Annotated in this window: 14 protein-coding genes; 3 read left to right on the forward strand and 11 right to left on the reverse strand. The window is 71.6% G+C overall.

The window, feature by feature from the left end; translation table 11 throughout:
* Positions 1–617: 617 nt before the first annotated feature.
* The gene (locus tag ABZ896_RS20875; protein WP_360930877.1) at positions 618–1310 is read right to left on the reverse strand and encodes a metal-dependent transcriptional regulator; all 693 of its coding nucleotides are present in this window, start codon (positions 1308–1310) and stop codon (positions 618–620) included.
* A gap of 251 nt (positions 1311–1561) precedes the next feature.
* Here ABZ896_RS20875 and ABZ896_RS20880 point away from each other — a divergent pair, with 251 nt between their 5' ends.
* Positions 1562–2338: an SIS domain-containing protein gene (locus tag ABZ896_RS20880; RefSeq protein ID WP_360930880.1), complete on the forward strand. Its 777-nt coding sequence runs from the start codon at positions 1562–1564 to the stop codon at positions 2336–2338.
* A gap of 162 nt (positions 2339–2500) precedes the next feature.
* On the opposite strand, the gene ABZ896_RS20885 is transcribed toward ABZ896_RS20880, so the two are convergent.
* From ABZ896_RS20885 to ABZ896_RS20895, 3 genes are all read right to left on the reverse strand, one after another.
* Complete coding sequence (locus tag ABZ896_RS20885) at positions 2501–3922, reverse strand: PAS domain-containing protein (protein WP_360930883.1); 1422 nt, start codon at positions 3920–3922, stop codon at positions 2501–2503.
* Between the two features lie 122 nt (positions 3923–4044).
* On the reverse strand, positions 4045–4494 hold the full coding sequence (locus ABZ896_RS20890; RefSeq protein WP_360930886.1) for a GNAT family N-acetyltransferase: 450 nt from the start codon (positions 4492–4494) through the stop codon (positions 4045–4047).
* Positions 4495–4819: 325 nt separating this feature from the next.
* Complete coding sequence (locus tag ABZ896_RS20895) at positions 4820–5599, reverse strand: oxidoreductase (protein ID WP_360930889.1); 780 nt, start codon at positions 5597–5599, stop codon at positions 4820–4822.
* Positions 5600–5694: 95 nt separating this feature from the next.
* Here ABZ896_RS20895 and ABZ896_RS20900 point away from each other — a divergent pair, with 95 nt between their 5' ends.
* Entirely contained in the window at positions 5695–6303 is a 609-nt protein-coding gene (locus ABZ896_RS20900) for a TetR/AcrR family transcriptional regulator (protein ID WP_360930892.1), read from the forward strand.
* Positions 6304–6341: 38 nt separating this feature from the next.
* On the opposite strand, the gene ABZ896_RS20905 is transcribed toward ABZ896_RS20900, so the two are convergent.
* Positions 6342–7460, reverse strand: coding sequence for a citrate synthase 2 (locus tag ABZ896_RS20905; RefSeq protein ID WP_360930895.1), 1119 nt, complete (start codon positions 7458–7460; stop codon positions 6342–6344).
* A 229-nt stretch (positions 7461–7689) separates the two neighbouring features.
* Here ABZ896_RS20905 and pdxH point away from each other — a divergent pair, with 229 nt between their 5' ends.
* Complete coding sequence (pdxH, locus tag ABZ896_RS20910) at positions 7690–8319, forward strand: pyridoxamine 5'-phosphate oxidase (protein WP_360931010.1); 630 nt, start codon at positions 7690–7692, stop codon at positions 8317–8319.
* A gap of 16 nt (positions 8320–8335) precedes the next feature.
* Here the strand turns inward: pdxH and ABZ896_RS20915 are convergent, their stop codons facing one another.
* The 6 genes from ABZ896_RS20915 to ABZ896_RS20940 form a co-directional block, all read right to left on the reverse strand.
* Positions 8336–8521: a hypothetical protein gene (locus ABZ896_RS20915; protein WP_360930898.1), complete on the reverse strand. Its 186-nt coding sequence runs from the start codon at positions 8519–8521 to the stop codon at positions 8336–8338.
* A 435-nt stretch (positions 8522–8956) separates the two neighbouring features.
* The gene (locus ABZ896_RS20920) at positions 8957–9595 is read right to left on the reverse strand and encodes a TetR/AcrR family transcriptional regulator (protein ID WP_360930900.1); all 639 of its coding nucleotides are present in this window, start codon (positions 9593–9595) and stop codon (positions 8957–8959) included.
* Positions 9583–10317 (reverse strand): enoyl-CoA hydratase family protein, encoded by a 735-nt coding sequence (locus tag ABZ896_RS20925; protein ID WP_360930903.1) that lies wholly within the window; start codon positions 10315–10317, stop codon positions 9583–9585. Before ABZ896_RS20925 ends, ABZ896_RS20920 begins: the two co-directional genes overlap by 13 nt.
* Positions 10314–11873, reverse strand: coding sequence for a 4-coumarate--CoA ligase family protein (locus tag ABZ896_RS20930; RefSeq protein WP_360930906.1), 1560 nt, complete (start codon positions 11871–11873; stop codon positions 10314–10316). Before ABZ896_RS20930 ends, ABZ896_RS20925 begins: the two co-directional genes overlap by 4 nt.
* Before the next feature lie 17 nt (positions 11874–11890).
* A complete protein-coding gene (locus tag ABZ896_RS20935) occupies positions 11891–13021 on the reverse strand; it encodes an acyl-CoA dehydrogenase family protein (protein WP_360930909.1) in 1131 nt (376 codons plus the stop codon).
* Between the two features lie 42 nt (positions 13022–13063).
* Positions 13064–14911 (reverse strand): biotin carboxylase N-terminal domain-containing protein, encoded by a 1848-nt coding sequence (locus tag ABZ896_RS20940; RefSeq protein ID WP_360930912.1) that lies wholly within the window; start codon positions 14909–14911, stop codon positions 13064–13066.
* Between the last annotated feature and the right edge of the window lies 1 nt (position 14912).

Here is a 14912-nt window from a genome sequence, read left to right on the forward strand (position 1 = left end):
CGCTCGGACCGCTCGCTCCCGCGCGAGCCGCCGGCCCTGTGAACCGCGTCCTGACTGCCGTGCCTGTCGGTCTGTCCCGTCTGTCGCGTCGTACCTTCTCTGCCCTGTGCAGCGCACGTCACGTGCGTCCCGTCACTCGCAGACTATCGAATACGCATTCGAAAATGGCCTCTCGGCCGCCAACACCCCTCGTTCGAGTGACCTCCCTCAAGGAATGATCGCCGCTGCCGAGGGGAGATCTTCACCGGGAGGCGGACCGCTCGGGGAAACCGGTCCGAGGGGAATGACCCTGAGAGCTCGGGGCTCCGGGTCAGCACAGGGGAGGACAGGCCCCGGCATCGCAAGGTGCCGGGGCCATCCCCATGACCTCTGCGTTCCAAGCCCCCACGCCCACGGCACATCCGCCCGCCCCCTCAGGTCATATGCCTCACGCGACAGCCTGGCACGGGAAGCGTCGAAGCGCTGCGATTCCGCACAGTGAATCTTCACTCCGGCGGAACCCGGAAACGCCACAACCACCCCACCGACCACAGGACTTGATCCCCCGTCCCCGGTGGTGAAGCGCTACGACAGACCCCGGCGCCGCCCCCGGCGCCCGCTCAGCGCTTCGCCACGCTTCAGCGCTTCGCCACGAACACATGCGAGGCGACGTCCGCCTCCAGCTCCGCCGCCTCGCCGCCGCTGCCCACCAGCACCCCGCCGGCCGACTCCGTCACGCTCACCACCGAACCGGGCTGCACACCCGCCCGGCGCAGCGTGTACATCAACTGCGCGTCCGTCTGGATCGGCTCGCCGATCCGGCGTACGACGACCGTCTTGCCGTCCAGACCCGGGTCCAGGTCGGCCAGCGAGACCATGCCCTCGTCCAGGAACGGGTCGGCGCCGTCCTTCTCGCCCAGCTCCTCAAGGCCCGGGATCGGGTTGCCGTACGGCGACTCGGTGGGGTGGCGCAGCAGCTCCAGGACGCGGCGCTCCACGGCCTCGCTCATCACGTGCTCCCAGCGACACGCCTCCGCGTGGACCTGCTCCCACTCCAGGCCGATCACGTCGACCAGGAGGCACTCGGCGAGGCGGTGCTTGCGCATCACGCGCGTGGCCAGCCGGCGGCCCTCGTCCGTCAGCTCCAGGTGGCGGTCGCTGGCGACGGACACCAGGCCGTCGCGCTCCATGCGCGCCACGGTCTGGCTGACCGTCGGTCCGCTCTGGTCCAGCCGCTCGGCGATCCGGGCGCGCATGGGGACCACACCTTCCTCCTCCAGCTCGAGGATGGTGCGGAGATACATCTCCGTGGTGTCGATCAGTCCGGACATACGTGCCCCTTGATGAGATCTGCCGGAAGCACGACAAGCTTCGCGGCGCGTGCGCTGGCCCTGACGTCAATTCTGCCGGATACCACTGACAAGCGTGCCGCGCCGTTGAAACCAAGGGGTTACGGACGACCCCACGGCCACCTCGACGCCCCCTGGGGGCCGTATTGACATCCCACTGGTCCAGACCGCACGGTGATCCGCGACACGGCGCGCCACCGCGCCACACGGCCGCGAAGGGGTTGGGTTTCCGCATGGGTGCGACGAGCGGTGCAGACGACGGCAGGCTGTCCGACCGGTTCCTCGACGCGGCGATCGGGCTGCTGGCGCGGGTCCGGGACGAGGAGGCCGACGCGGTCGCCGCGGCCGGGGCGCTGCTCGCCGACACCGTCGCCGACGGGGGCCGGCTCTTCGCCTTCGGCGCCGGACACTCCTCGCTCGCCGCGCAGGACCTCGTCTACCGGGCCGGCGGACTCGCCCTGATGAACCTGCTCGCCGTCCCCGGCGCGGTCGGCGTCGACGTCATGCCGGCGACGCTCGGCTCCGCCCTGGAGCGCGTCGACGGCCTCGCGAGCGCGGTCCTCGCCACGTCACCGCTCCGCGCGGGCGACGCGCTGGTGATCATCTCCCTCTCCGGCCGCAACGCGCTCCCCGTCGAGATGGCGATGACGGCACGCGCGCGTGGCGTGAAGGTCATCGGTGTCACATCGGTGGCGTACACCAGGGAGACGAAGCCGCGGCACTCCTCGGGCACGTTCCTCAAGGACCACTGCGACGTCGTCCTCGACTCCAAGATCGCCGTCGGCGACGCGGAACTCACCCTCGACACGATCCCGGCGCCCTTCGCCCCCGCGTCGACCGTGGTGACCTCGGCGATCCTCCAGTCGGTCATGGCGGAGGCGGCCGGGAACCTGGCGTCGCGCGGCATCGAGCCGCCGCTGCTGCGCTCGGGCAACGTGGACGGCGGCCTCGCCTGGAACGACCAGGTGTTCGAACAGTACGCGGACCGGATCTTCTACCAGCAGGGCTAGGTCAATCGGGGGCGGAGCGGGCAGTCCTACGGCCGGTCGGGGACGGAGCGTGCCACGCCCCTCCTCCGACCTGCGGCCTGCCGCGCCCACCCCGCACACCCCCGCTCACCCGCACCGATCAGCGACGCCCCTCGCGGCCGGCCCGATCCGCCCGGACATGCCCTAACGGGACTCCCCCGCCAGCCCCGCCAGATCCAGCGCCGCCGCGATCCGTACCGCCACATCCTCGGCGTACACCGCGTCGGTCCGTTCGAACTGGCTCCTGCCGGACCCCCGCAGGAACGTCACCACGCCCAGCGTCCGGCCCCGGCTGCGCAGTACCGCACACAGCGCGTGCACCACGTCCGGCGGCCACTGGCGGGCCACCGCCCACTCGCGGGCCCGCTCCCCGGACACCGTCCCCACGCTCGCCCGTACCGACCCGGCCCGGTCCACGCACTGCAGCGCCGGATGGCCCTCGCCGTACCGCACGGGCAGCCCCGCGGCCCCCGCCGGCAGGCTCGGCCCCGGTCCGCCGGACGGCGTCGCGGCGACCCGCACCAGCCGTACCGGCCCCGACGCCTCCCCGTCCGCCAGCGCACCGCCCGCCACCCGGTCGATCACCGCGTGATCGGCGAACCCGGCCAGCGCGAAGTCCAGATGGACGACGGCCGCCTCGGCCGGGTCCTCGCACTCCGCCGCCGCCCGGGCCGCCCGGTGCAGCTGGTTGGTCCTGAACCGCAGCAGCGAGGCCTCCTGCTCGCTCTGCTTGGCCTCGGTGACGTCCTGGAACAGCCACCCCACACCCAGCGGAACCGGCTCCTCCGCGAGCGGCGAGGCCAGCCGTACGAATCCGCACCGCCAGCACCGCCGCTTCTCGCCGTCCGGCGTGCGCACCCCGACCCAGATCTCCGCGGGCGCGGGCGGCGCGCCCTCGGCCAGCACATGGGTCAGCGCGCTCTCCAGCTCCTCCACGCCCTGTCCGAGCAGCTCCCCGAGGGGCCGCCCCAGCACGGACGTACGCCCGATGCCGAGCGACCGCGCCGCGTGCGCGTTCACCACGGCGGGCCGCAGATCGGCGTCGACCAGCACGACACCCCACGACGCGTCCTCGAACAGCGCCTCGCTGAGCGCGATCGACCGCTCCAGGTCGATCTGCGCGTGCACCTCGCTGAAGGCGCAGTACACCCCGGCGGGCTTCCCGTCGGGCCCGCGTACGGCCGCGGACTGCGTGCGTACGAGGACCCGCCCGCCGTCCTTGGTCAGCAGCGCGAACTCGTGGACCTGCCGGCCGGGAGCCCGCATGGCGGACAGCAGCCGCCCCTCGACCTCCTCGGCGTCCGCGGGCCGTACGGCCCATCCCGCGAACCCGTGCCGCCCCACCGCCTCCGCGGCGGTCCAGCCGAGAATCCGCTCCGCCTCGCGGTTCCAGTGGGTGACGACGCCGTCGGCGTCGAAGGCGCACAGCGCCGCGTCCATCCCGTCGAGGAGGGCGGCAAGGAGATCCGAACCGCCGCCGGAGCCCTCCGGGCCGTCCGGGCCCTCGGGCCCGGGTCCGTCCGGCCCCAGTTCGTCGGTGGTCCCACTACGCCGGGAAGCACTCACCTGGACCCCCTGCCGGCTGCTTCGCTCACTAACAATCATTCAACTCGAACGTGACGCAGCACACACCGGGTTCCCGCAAGATTGAAGGAATCGTTGTACGCCGGAAACGCGCCACGCGCCTGTCATCGGCCCCCGGCGGCCCGGAGCCGCAGATCGATCCAGACGTCGGACTCACCGTCCAGCGTGTACCGATCGACCTCGACGAACCCACGCGCCTCCGCGAACCGCACCCCGTCCTCATTGACGGCCAGCACACACGTCTCGATCACCTCGGCCCCGAGCGCGAGCGCATGATCAAGACCCTTCTCATACAGAGCCCCACCGAAACCCCGCCCCCGGAACTCGGGCAGCACACGCGCGATCACGGTGGCGACCCCTGCCTCCGGCGGCCGCACGGTGGAACACCCGACGAGCACGTCATCCAGATAGCCATTGACCAGCCGATACCGCCCGACCCGCTCCCGCACGTCCTCGATCGACATGGCAGCAGGCGGCACGACCACGTTGTGCACGTGCCGCCACTGCTCGGCCATCGCATCCCCTACGACCGCCTCGATCCGCAACTCACCCATGCCGGGAACGCTAGGCGATCACCGAAATCCCCGGTGGGCGTCCTTTGAAAAAAGTGGTTGATCGTACGCCGACCCGTTTCTTAGGGTGTGGGCACACGAGAAGGGAGGTGGTTCGGCAGATGTATGAATACCGGACGCGTGAGGTGACTGCGGGCTAGCGGCTCGCCACCACACTCAGTGCGGTGCCGGACCAGTACGCGAACGACGCGTGCAGCCGGCCCAATCCCAGCAGTCACCCGACCCACGAGCTCGCCGGTACGTCCGGCCGGCTTCCCGCCGCGAGGCGGGGACCCGAGCTCGTGGGTCGTCTGCGTTTGGGGGGCTTTCAGGCCGCCTTGGTCGTGCCGCCGTCGATGACGTAGTTCGCGCCGGTGATGTTGCCCGCCGCGTCCGACAGCAGGAAGGCGATCAGGGCCGCCACCTCTTCGGGTTCCGTCATACGGCCCGTCGTGACGTTCTGGGACGTCACCATCTGCTGGACGAACTCGGCGAGCGTCGTGCCGGACGCGGCGGCCCACCGGGCGACCTGGCCGTCGGGGTCCTGGTAGACGGACGTGCGGACCAGGCCGGGGGAGATCGTGTTCACGCGGACGCCCCGGGCGCCGAACTCCTCGGACAGGGACTTGCCGAGGGCGTTGAGCGCCGCCTTGGCCGAGCTCATGGCGACCGGGAAGCCGCCGGGGGTCAGGGCGAGGATGGACGAGACGTTGACGATCGCGCCCCGGCGTTCGATCAGGCTGGGCAGGGCCGCGCGGGTGGCGCGGACGGTGCTGAGGACGTTGATGTCGAACAGGTCGGCCCATTCGGTGTCGTCGACGTCGAGGAAGCCGACGGTCGCCCGGTCTCCGCCTCCCACGTTGTTGACCAGCAGGTCTATGCCGCCCAGTTCGGCGAGCGCGGTGTCGATGAGGGCGGTGACTCCTTCCGCGGTGCTCAGGTCCGCCGCGACGGTGTGCGCGCCGGTCTCCTTCAGTTCGGGTGTGACGGTGCGGGCGGCGCCGACGACGCGGACGCCTTCGTCGATGAGGGTGCGGACGGTGGCGAGTCCGATGCCGCGGCTCGCGCCGGTGACGACGGCGGTCTTGGCGGTGAGGTCGAGGTTCATGGCTTCACGTTAGCCTACATATGTAGGTTTTCCATCAGGTGCCTGTAAACCTTCATCTGTAGGCTTGAGGTGTGGAGAGCGGTAGGCTCGGGGAGATGACCACGGCAAACGACAGCAGCGCCCCGCCGGGCGACCGACGTGTGCGGCGCACGCGGGCGGCGCTGCAGCGCGCCCTGATCGGGCTCGTCGAGGAGCGGGAGCTCTCCCAGATCGGCGTCGCGGACGTCGTGGAGCGGGCGGAGGTGAGCCGCTCGACGTTCTACGACCACTACCGGGACGTACACGAACTGGCCGAGGCGGCTTCCACGTCGATGATCGACGACCTGATCGGGGTCGTCGTCGCCCTCGACCCTGCCCATCCGGCCGACCCGGACCCGTCCGGCCCCCCGGAGGACCCCGACCCCGCCCTGACGGCGTTCTTCGCGCACTTCGCCGAACACGCGGGCCTCTACCGCAGCCTCCTGGGCCCGACGGGAAGCGCGCGCGTCATCGAACACGTACGCCTGCGCACGACAGCGGCAGCACACGCCTCCGACCAACTCCCGGCCGCGGACAACACCCCGCACGACGTCCCCGCGGCCTTCGTCGCCGGCGCCCTGATCGGCGTGGCCACGGACTGGCTCCAGCGCGGCTGCCCGCAGACACCGACGGAAATGACCGTCCAGACGAAGCCACTCCTACGGGCGCTGGCGTCCGGCACATGAAAAAGGGGGCCCGAAGGCCCCGCTCTTTCAGGGGCGCCTCAGCCCGCGATCTCCCCGTAGCCCTCGATCTCCTGCGGGCCCCGTGTACCCGGTCCCACGTACCGCGCGGACGGGCGGACCAAGCGGCCCGTGCGCTTCTGTTCGAGGATGTGGGCCGACCAGCCCGCCGTGCGGGCGCAGGTGAACATCGAGGTGAACATGTGGGCCGGGACCTCGGCGAAGTCGAGGACGATCGCGGCCCAGAACTCGACGTTCGTGGCGAGGACTCGGTCGGGGCGGCGGGCGTGGAGTTCTGCGAGGGCCGCTTTTTCGAGGGCTTCGGCTACCTCGAAGCGGGGGGCGCCCAGTTCGCGGGCCGTGCGGCGGAGCACACGCGCGCGGGGGTCCTCGGCGCGGTACACCCGGTGGCCGAAGCCCATCAGGCGCTCCCCCTTGTCGAGGGCCTGCCTGACGTACGCCTCCGCGTCCCCGGTCCGCTCGATCTCCTCGATCATGCCGAGGACCCGGGAGGGCGCGCCGCCGTGGAGCGGTCCGGACATCGCCCCTACGGCCCCGGAGAGCGCCGCCGCGACGTCCGCCCCGGTGGAGGCGATCACGCGCGCGGTGAACGTGGACGCGTTCATGCCGTGTTCCGCGGCCGAGGTCCAGTACGCGTCGACCGCGGCGACGTGCTTGGGGTCGGGCTCACCGCGCCAGCGGATCATGAAGCGCTCGACGACGGACGCGGCCTTGTCGATCTCCCGCTGCGGCACCATCGGCTGTCCCTGGCCGCGGGCCGACTGGGCGACGTAGGAGAGCGCCATGACGGCGGCGCGGGCGAGGTCGTCGCGGGCCGTCTCGGCATCGATGTCGAGGAGCGGCCTGAGGCCCCACACGGGGGCGAGCATGGCGAGCGCGGACTGGACGTCCACGCGGATGTCGCCGGAGTGGATGGGGAGCGGGAAGGGCTCGGCGGGCGGCAGGCCGGGGTTGAAGGCGCCGTCGACGAGCAGCCCCCAGACGTTGCCGAAGGAGACATGGCCGACCAGGTCCTCGATGTCGACGCCCCGGTACCGCAGGGCGCCGCCCTCCTTGTCCGGTTCGGCGATCTCCGTCTCGAACGCGACGATTCCTTCGAGGCCAGGTACGAAGGCGGGGTCAAAACCGGGGTCGGACATCAGGCGGCTCCTCATGATGTGTGCGACGGATGGCGCCGCGCCGGTGGATCCACGGCCGTGGGAAGCTCGCGGTCCTCGGGCGGTCGCTCCTGTGATGCTATCCCCGAGTGTCACCTTTGGGGAGTCTTGCGGCACTGAGTGCCACCACCCGTGGGAGACGGCTCCGATACGGCAAGATGACCGCGTGCCCGACGCAGACGCCGCTTCCCCCGCGCCCGATCCCGCCGCCATGCGCAAGCAGTACCGGGCGGAGGGCTTCGCCGAGACCGACCTGGCCGCCACGCCCGTGGAGCAGTTCGCGCGCTGGTTCAAGCAGGCGGCCGGTGAGGCGCACCTCTTCGAGCCGAACGCCATGGTGGTCTCCACCGTGGACGCCGACGGGCGGCCCTCCTCGCGCACGGTGCTGCTGAAGCAGTTCGACGAGCAGGGCTTCGTCTTCTACACGAACTACGACTCCCGCAAGGCGCGCGACCTCGCGGAGAACCCGTACGTCTCGCTGCTCTTCCCCTGGCATCCGATGGCCCGCCAGGTCATCGTGACGGGCCTGGCCCGGCGCACCGGGCGGGACGAGACCGCCGCGTACTTCCGCACCCGGCCGCACGGCTCCCAGCTGGGTGCCTGGGCCAGTGCGCAGTCCTCGGTGATCGCCACACGCGCGGAGGTGGACGCCGCCTACGCCGAACTGGCCGCGCGCTACCCGGAGGGCGAGCAGGTCCCCGTCCCGCCGAACTGGGGCGGCTTCCGGGTGGCCCCGCAGTCGGTGGAGTTCTGGCAGGGCCGCGAGAACCGCCTCCACGACCGGCTGCGGTACGTGGCGGAGCCGGACGGGAGCTGGCGGGTGGAGCGGCTCAGCCCTTGAGGCCCGAGGCCGACGGTCAGAGCTTGCCCCGGACGCGCACCACGCGGTGGCCGTCCAGGAGCCCGGCTATTCGGGCGCGGAACTCCGGCGACAGCGGCGGCCAGTTCCAGAAGACGAACCCCAGGTGGGCGGGGGCGAAGGAACCGTCCCAGGTCCACTCCGCGACCGGGACGGTCTCGGTGCAGGCCCGGGCACACGACAACGCCCGCGCCCGTCTTGTACCAGTCGCCGACCGCTGCCATGAAGGGCGCCGACGCCTCCTCGATGAACCGCCCGTCGGCGGATTCGAAGCGCGCGGTCGCGGTGCAGCGCGGGCAGTGGGCCGCCTCGGCCCCGCCGGGATCGGCGAAGACGTCCCGCTCGGTGTGGACGGCGAGCCCGTCCCCCGGGCCGTAGCGGATGTCCTCCGGTGCCACCGCCCGCCCCCAGCCGGGCCCGGCCAGATGCCCGAGCGGCCGGCCGTACACGCAGCCCGCGACCTCCTCTGCCTGCACGATGCCCTCCCCCACGAGCCACCCAACCATCCGCTCGGCAAGCCGCGCCGCGTCCCCGGCCCTCGCGTCGAGATCGACGACGCTCTCGAAGTAATCCCCCATGCCGAAACCGTAGCCCCCACCACTGACAACGGGCCGCGAGTTCAGTCCAGCGCCTCGTCCAGCAGTACGGCCCACTGCGCCACCACCCGCTCCCGGCGGGCCGTGTCGTCGGTGAGGAGGTTGGCGAGGCCGAGGCCGCGGGCCATGTCGAGGAGGCCCTGGACGGTCTCGCGGACGCCGGGGCGGGACTCGTCGGCGGCGAGAAGGTCCACGGCGATGCGGTGGGTCTCGCGGCCGACGCGGGCCTCCAGTTCGGTGACGCGGGAGCGGAGCTGGTCCTCGTCGGAGGCGGCGACCCACAGGTGCAGGGCGGCGCGGAACAGCGGGCCGGTGAAGAGGTCGACGAGGGCCGAGACGACGGCCCGGCGGTCGACGGTCGCGCCGCTCGCGTTCTGCGGGAACAGCGCGCGCAGGGCCGTGGAGCGCTCCTCGGCGACATACTCGACGGCCGCCGTGAAGAGGTCCTCGCGGGTCGGGAAGTGGTGCTGGGCGGCGCCCCGGGAGACCCCGGCGCGTTCGGCGACGACCGAGACGGTGGAGCCCGCCCAGCCGTGTTCGGCGAGGCAGGACACGGCGGCCTCCAGGAGCCGCTGCCGGGTGGCGCGGCTGCGGTCCTGCTTGGGCTCCTTCGGCTCCTTGGGCTGACCCGCCCGGCCGCCGATCGTGCTCACACCGCCCATGAAGGATCCCGTCGTTCGAGAAAGGCCGTCATGCCCTCGCGCGCGTGGGGCGAGGCGAACAGCCGGGCCGAGAGCGCGGTCAGGTCGGCCGCGTCCCGGTCGAAGGTCTCGAGAACCCTAGCCGTGAGCAGGCGTTTGGTCTCCGCCAGGGCCTCGGGGGACGATCGGCGAAAACCGTCCAGAACCGGTTCCAGTACGGCGTCCACGTCGTCGTCCGCCGCGGTCACCAGGCCGATTCGGGCCGCCTCGGCCGCGTCGAAGCGCTCGCCGGTGAGGTAGTACCGGGCGCTCGCGCGGGGGTCGACGCGGGGCAGGACCGTCAGGGAGATCACCGCGGGGGCGACCCCGATCCGTACCTCCGTGAAGGCGAAGCTCGACTCCGTGGACGCGGCCGCGATGTCGCAGGCGGCGAGCAGCCCGAGGCCGCCCGCGCGGACGTGGCCGGTGACGCGGGCGACGACGGGCTTGTCCAGGTCGACGATCCGGCGCAGGAGGCCGACCAGGGCGTCCGGGGGCGGCGGGTCGCGCAGGTCGGCGCCCGCCGAGAAGGTCGTGCCGGTGTGCGCCACCACGACCGCGCGGACGTCCGCGTCCTTGGCGCAGTCCGCCAGACCGGACGCCAGCTCCCCCACCAGCGCCGCCGACAGGGCGTTGCGGTTGTGCGGGGAGTCCAGGGTGAGGGTCTCGACGCCACGCGCGCGCGTGCGGCCGATCAGTGTCACGTGTGCTCCTTGAGCTGCCGTCGGAGGATCTTGCCGGAGGCGGCCCGGGGAACGCCGTCGATGAAGGTGACCTGACGGACCCGCTTGTAGGGGGCGACGCGTTCGGCGACGTACATCATGACGTCGCTCTCGGAAAGCTCACCCTGGCGGACGACATAGGCGTGCGGCACCTCGTTGCCCTCGTCGTTGTAGACGCCGATGACGGCCGCGTCGGCGATCCCCGGGTGGGTCAGGAGCAGCGCCTCCAGCTCCGCGGGCGCCACCTGGAAGCCCTTGTACTTGATGAGCTCCTTGACGCGGTCGACGACGAACAGCCAGCCGTCGGCGTCGGCCCGGCCGACGTCACCGGTGTGCAGCCAGCCGTCCGGGTCGATCATCGCGGCGGTGGCGTCGGGGCGGCCGAGGTAGCCCTTCATGACCTGCGGGCCCCGGATGAGGATCTCGCCGGCCTCGCCGACGCCGAGGTCCTTGTCGGGGTCGTCCAGGGACACGATCCGCATCTCGGTGCCGGCGATGAGCTTGCCGACGGTGCCGGGAGGCGCGTCGTGCATCGCGGCCAGGGGGACGATGTGGGTGCCGGGCGAGAGTTCCGTCATGCCGTACGCCTGTCCCACGGGCGGCAGGCCCAGGCGGCGCGAGCAGGCCGCCGCGAGGCCGGCGTCCAGCGGGGCGGCGGCGCTGATCACGTACTTCAGGGACGACAGGTCGTACTGCTCGACCAGCGGGTGCTTGGCGAGGGCGAGGACGATCGGCGGGGCGACGTACAGGCCGGTGATGCGGTGGTTCTGGATGGCCGCGAGGAAGGTCTCCAGCTCGAAGCGGGGCAGGACGACCACGGTGGTGCCGAGCCTGAGCGGCGCGTTCATCAGGGCGGTGAGGCCGTAGATGTGGAAGAACGGCAGCACGGCGAGGATGCGCTCGCCGGGGCCCGCGGCCACCATCGGTTCGAGCTGGGCGAGGTTGGTGGCGATCTGCCGGTGGGTGAGCATCACGCCCTTGGGGATGCCGGTGGTCCCCGAGGAGTACGGCAGCGCCGCGACGTCCGTCGCCGGGTCGAGGTCGACGACCGGCTCGGGGGCCGTCGAGGCCAGCATGTCGATCAGGGAGCGGTGGCCGGGGGCACTGTCGCAGACGAAGATCTCCCGTACCCCGCCCGCGAGTTCGGCGGCCCGGCGGGCCGTCTCCAGGAGCGGGGAGACGGTGACGATCCAGCGGGCGGCCGAGTCGGTGAGCTGCTTGGCGAACTCCTCCGGGGTGGCGAGCGGGTGCACGGTCGTGACGGAGGCGCCCGCGCGCGTGGCCGCGTAGAACGCGGTCGGGAAGGCGACCGTGTTGGGGCTGTGCAGCGCGAGCACGTCCCCCTTCGCGACCCCCGCCTCGGCGAGACCGGCGGCCACCCGCCGGTGGAACGAGTCGAGTTGGCCGTACGTGAGGGTGGTGCCGTCGACGCCGTCGACCAGCGCGGGCAGCTCGCCGAACTCGGCGGCGCGGCCCAACACGGCGTCGTGGATGGGGAGTTCTACGGGCGGGACATCCGCGTACTCGCTGCGGAACACGGTTCCTCCAAGAGCGCCTAGTACGACTTGGGCAGGCCCAGGGTCTGGTGGGAGACGTAGTTGAGAATCATCTCCCTGCTCACCGGGGCGATACGAGCCACGCGCGAGGCCGTTATCAGCGAGGCGATCCCGAACTCGCGGGTGAGGCCGTTGCCGCCGAGGGTGTGGACGGCCTGGTCCACGGCCTTCACACAGGCCTCCCCGGCCGCGTACTTCGCCATGTTGGCGGCCTCTCCGGCTCCCGCGTCGTCGCCGGCGTCGTAGAGGTGCGCCGCCTTCTGCATCATCAGACGGGCCAGTTCGAGGTCGATGTGGGCCTGGGCGAGGGGGTGGGCGATCGCCTGGTGGGCACCGATGGGGGTGTTCCAGACCGTGCGCTCGCGGGCGTACGTGATCGCCTGGGAGAGGGCGTAGCGGCCCATGCCGATCGCGAAGGCGGCCGTCATGATGCGTTCGGGGTTGAGGCCGGCGAAGAGTTGCAGGAGGCCTGCGTCCTCGTCTCCCACGAGGGCTTCGGCGGGGAGTCGTACGTCGTCGAGGGTCAGCTCGAACTGCTTCTCCACGGCGTTGAGTTCCATGTCGATCTGACGGCGGGCGAAGCCGGGGGCGTCCCTCGGGACGATGAAGAGGCAGGGCTTGAGGCGGCCGGTGCGGGAGTCCTCGGTGCGGCCGACTATGAGGGTGGCGTCTGCCAGGTCTACTCCGGAGACGAAGACTTTGCGGCCGGTGAGTAGCCAGTCGTCTCCGTCGCGGTGGGCCGTCGTGGTGATGCGGTGGGAGTTGGAGCCGGCGTCTGGTTCCGTGATGCCGAAGGCCATGGTGCGGGTGCCGTCCGCCAACGCCGGTAGCCACTCCTGCTTTTGGGCGTCTGTGCCGAAGCGGGCGATCACTGTGCCGCAGATCGCCGGGGAGACGATCATCATCAGGAGGGGGCAGCCTGCTGCCCCCAACTCCTCCAGGACTATGGAGAGTTCGGCTATTCCGCCGCCGCCTCCGCCGTATTCCTCCGGGAGGTTGACGCCTAGGTAGCCGAGTTTTGCGGCTTCTGACCAGAGTTGCTCTCGGTCGTAGGTGCGGCCGTGGCGTTTGCCGAGGGCGGCTACGGCTTGCCTCAGAGACTTGTGCTCTTCGGTTTCGATCGTGGGCATGTGGCTCCTTCGTGGGGGCTGGTCGCGCAGTTCCCCGCGCCCCTAGGTGGGTTCGACGACTGCCAATAGAGAGGCGACCGTTACCTGTTGGCCAGGCACTACCTCCCATGCGCTGAGCGTTCCCGCATGCGGGGCTGTGATCTTGTGTTCCATCTTCATTGCCTCCAGCCAGAGCAGTGGCTGGCCCGCCTCCACTGTGGCTCCCACCGTCAAGCCCTCCGCCACCCTGACCACCGTTCCCGGCATGGGGGCCAGCAGGGAGCCCGGGGCGTGTTGGGTCGTGGGGTCGGGGAAGCGGGGGAGGGACCTCAGTGCTGTGGTGTTGACGTAGACCTCGTCGCCGTAGCGGGAGACCGTGAACTTGCGTTGTACGCCTGCCACTTCGAGTACGACCGAGCCCGCGTCCGTGTGGATCACGCGGACCCCGTCCGCCTCCAGGCCCGTCCGGGTCCACCGGTAGTGGACCTCGTGTTCCTCGCCCGCCATCTCGTAGCGCCTCAGCTGGGGCTGGGACGGGACATTGCGCCAACCGCCGAATCCGGGGCGGGAGTTGGCGCTCGCGTCGGCGAGGGCTGCCGCCAGGGGGGCGTACTCCTCCGAGACGGGATCGGTGAGTTCGGTCAGGTGGCGGTCGTAGAAGGCCGTGTCCATGCGGCCGGAGACGAACTCCTCGTGGTGCAGGGAGCGGACCAGGAGGTCGCGGTTGGTTGTCGGGCCGTGGAGGGTCGCCCCCCGCAACGCGCCCGCCAGTTTGCGGATCGCCTCCTCGCGTGTGGGGGCGTACGCGACCACCTTGGCCAGCATCGGGTCGTAGTGGACGCCGATCTCGTCGCCGTCCTCGTAGCCCGTGTCCAGGCGGACGGACGGGGGCAGGGCCAGGCGGTGCAGGGTGCCGGTCTGCGGGGACCAGTCACGGGAAGGGTCCTCGGCGTAGAGGCGGGCCTCGACGGCGTGGCCGTGCGCGGGTGGCGGCTCGGCGTCCAGCGTCCGGCCCTCCGCGATCCTGATCTGCTCGGCCACCAGGTCGAGGCCGAACACCGCCTCGGTCACCGGGTGTTCGACCTGGAGGCGGGTGTTCATCTCCAGGAAGTGGGCGCGACCGTCGGCGACCAGGTACTCGACCGTGCCCGCGCCGACGTAGCGCACCGCGCGGGCGGCGCGTACGGACAGGATGCGCAGTTCCTCCGTGAGGTCCGCGGAGAGGCCGGGGGCCGGGGCCTCCTCGACGACCTTCTGGTGGCGGCGCTGGAGGGAGCAGTCGCGGGTGCCGAGGGCCCAGACCGTGCCGTGGGCGTCGGCGAGGATCTGCACCTCGACGTGGCGGCCGTTCTCGATGTACGGCTCGACGAAGACCTCGCCGTCGCCGAAGGCGCTCGCCGCCTCGGCGCGGGCGCCCTCCAGGGCGGCGGGCAGCTCGTCGAGGCGGCGCACGATCCGCATTCCGCGCCCGCCGCCGCCCGCGGCCGCCTTCACCAGGACCGGGAGGTCGGTCTCCGTGACCGCGTGGAGGGGCTTGAGGCCCATCAGTTCCTTGGCGCGCGTCTTGGACGCCATCGCCTCGATCGCCTCGGGGGGCGGGCCGATCCAGGTCAGGCCCGCGTCGAGGACGGCCCGCGCGAAGTCCGCGTTCTCGGAGAGGAAGCCGTAGCCGGGGTGCACGGCGTCCGCGCCGGCGTCCAGGGCGGCCTTCACGACCAGGTCGGCGCGCAGGTAGGTGTCGGCGGGGGCCGACCCGGGCAGTCGTACCGCCGCGTCGGCCACGCGCGCGTGGCGGGCGTTCGCGTCGGCGTCCGAGTGCACGGCGACCGTCCGGATTCCCAACTCACGGCAAGTACGGAAGACACGGCACGCGATCTCGCCACGGTTGGCGACCAGAACGGATCCGATCACG

It is taken from the genome of Streptomyces sp. NPDC047072, from assembly GCF_040643855.1.
Taxonomy (GTDB): Bacteria; Actinomycetota; Actinomycetes; order Streptomycetales; family Streptomycetaceae; genus Streptomyces.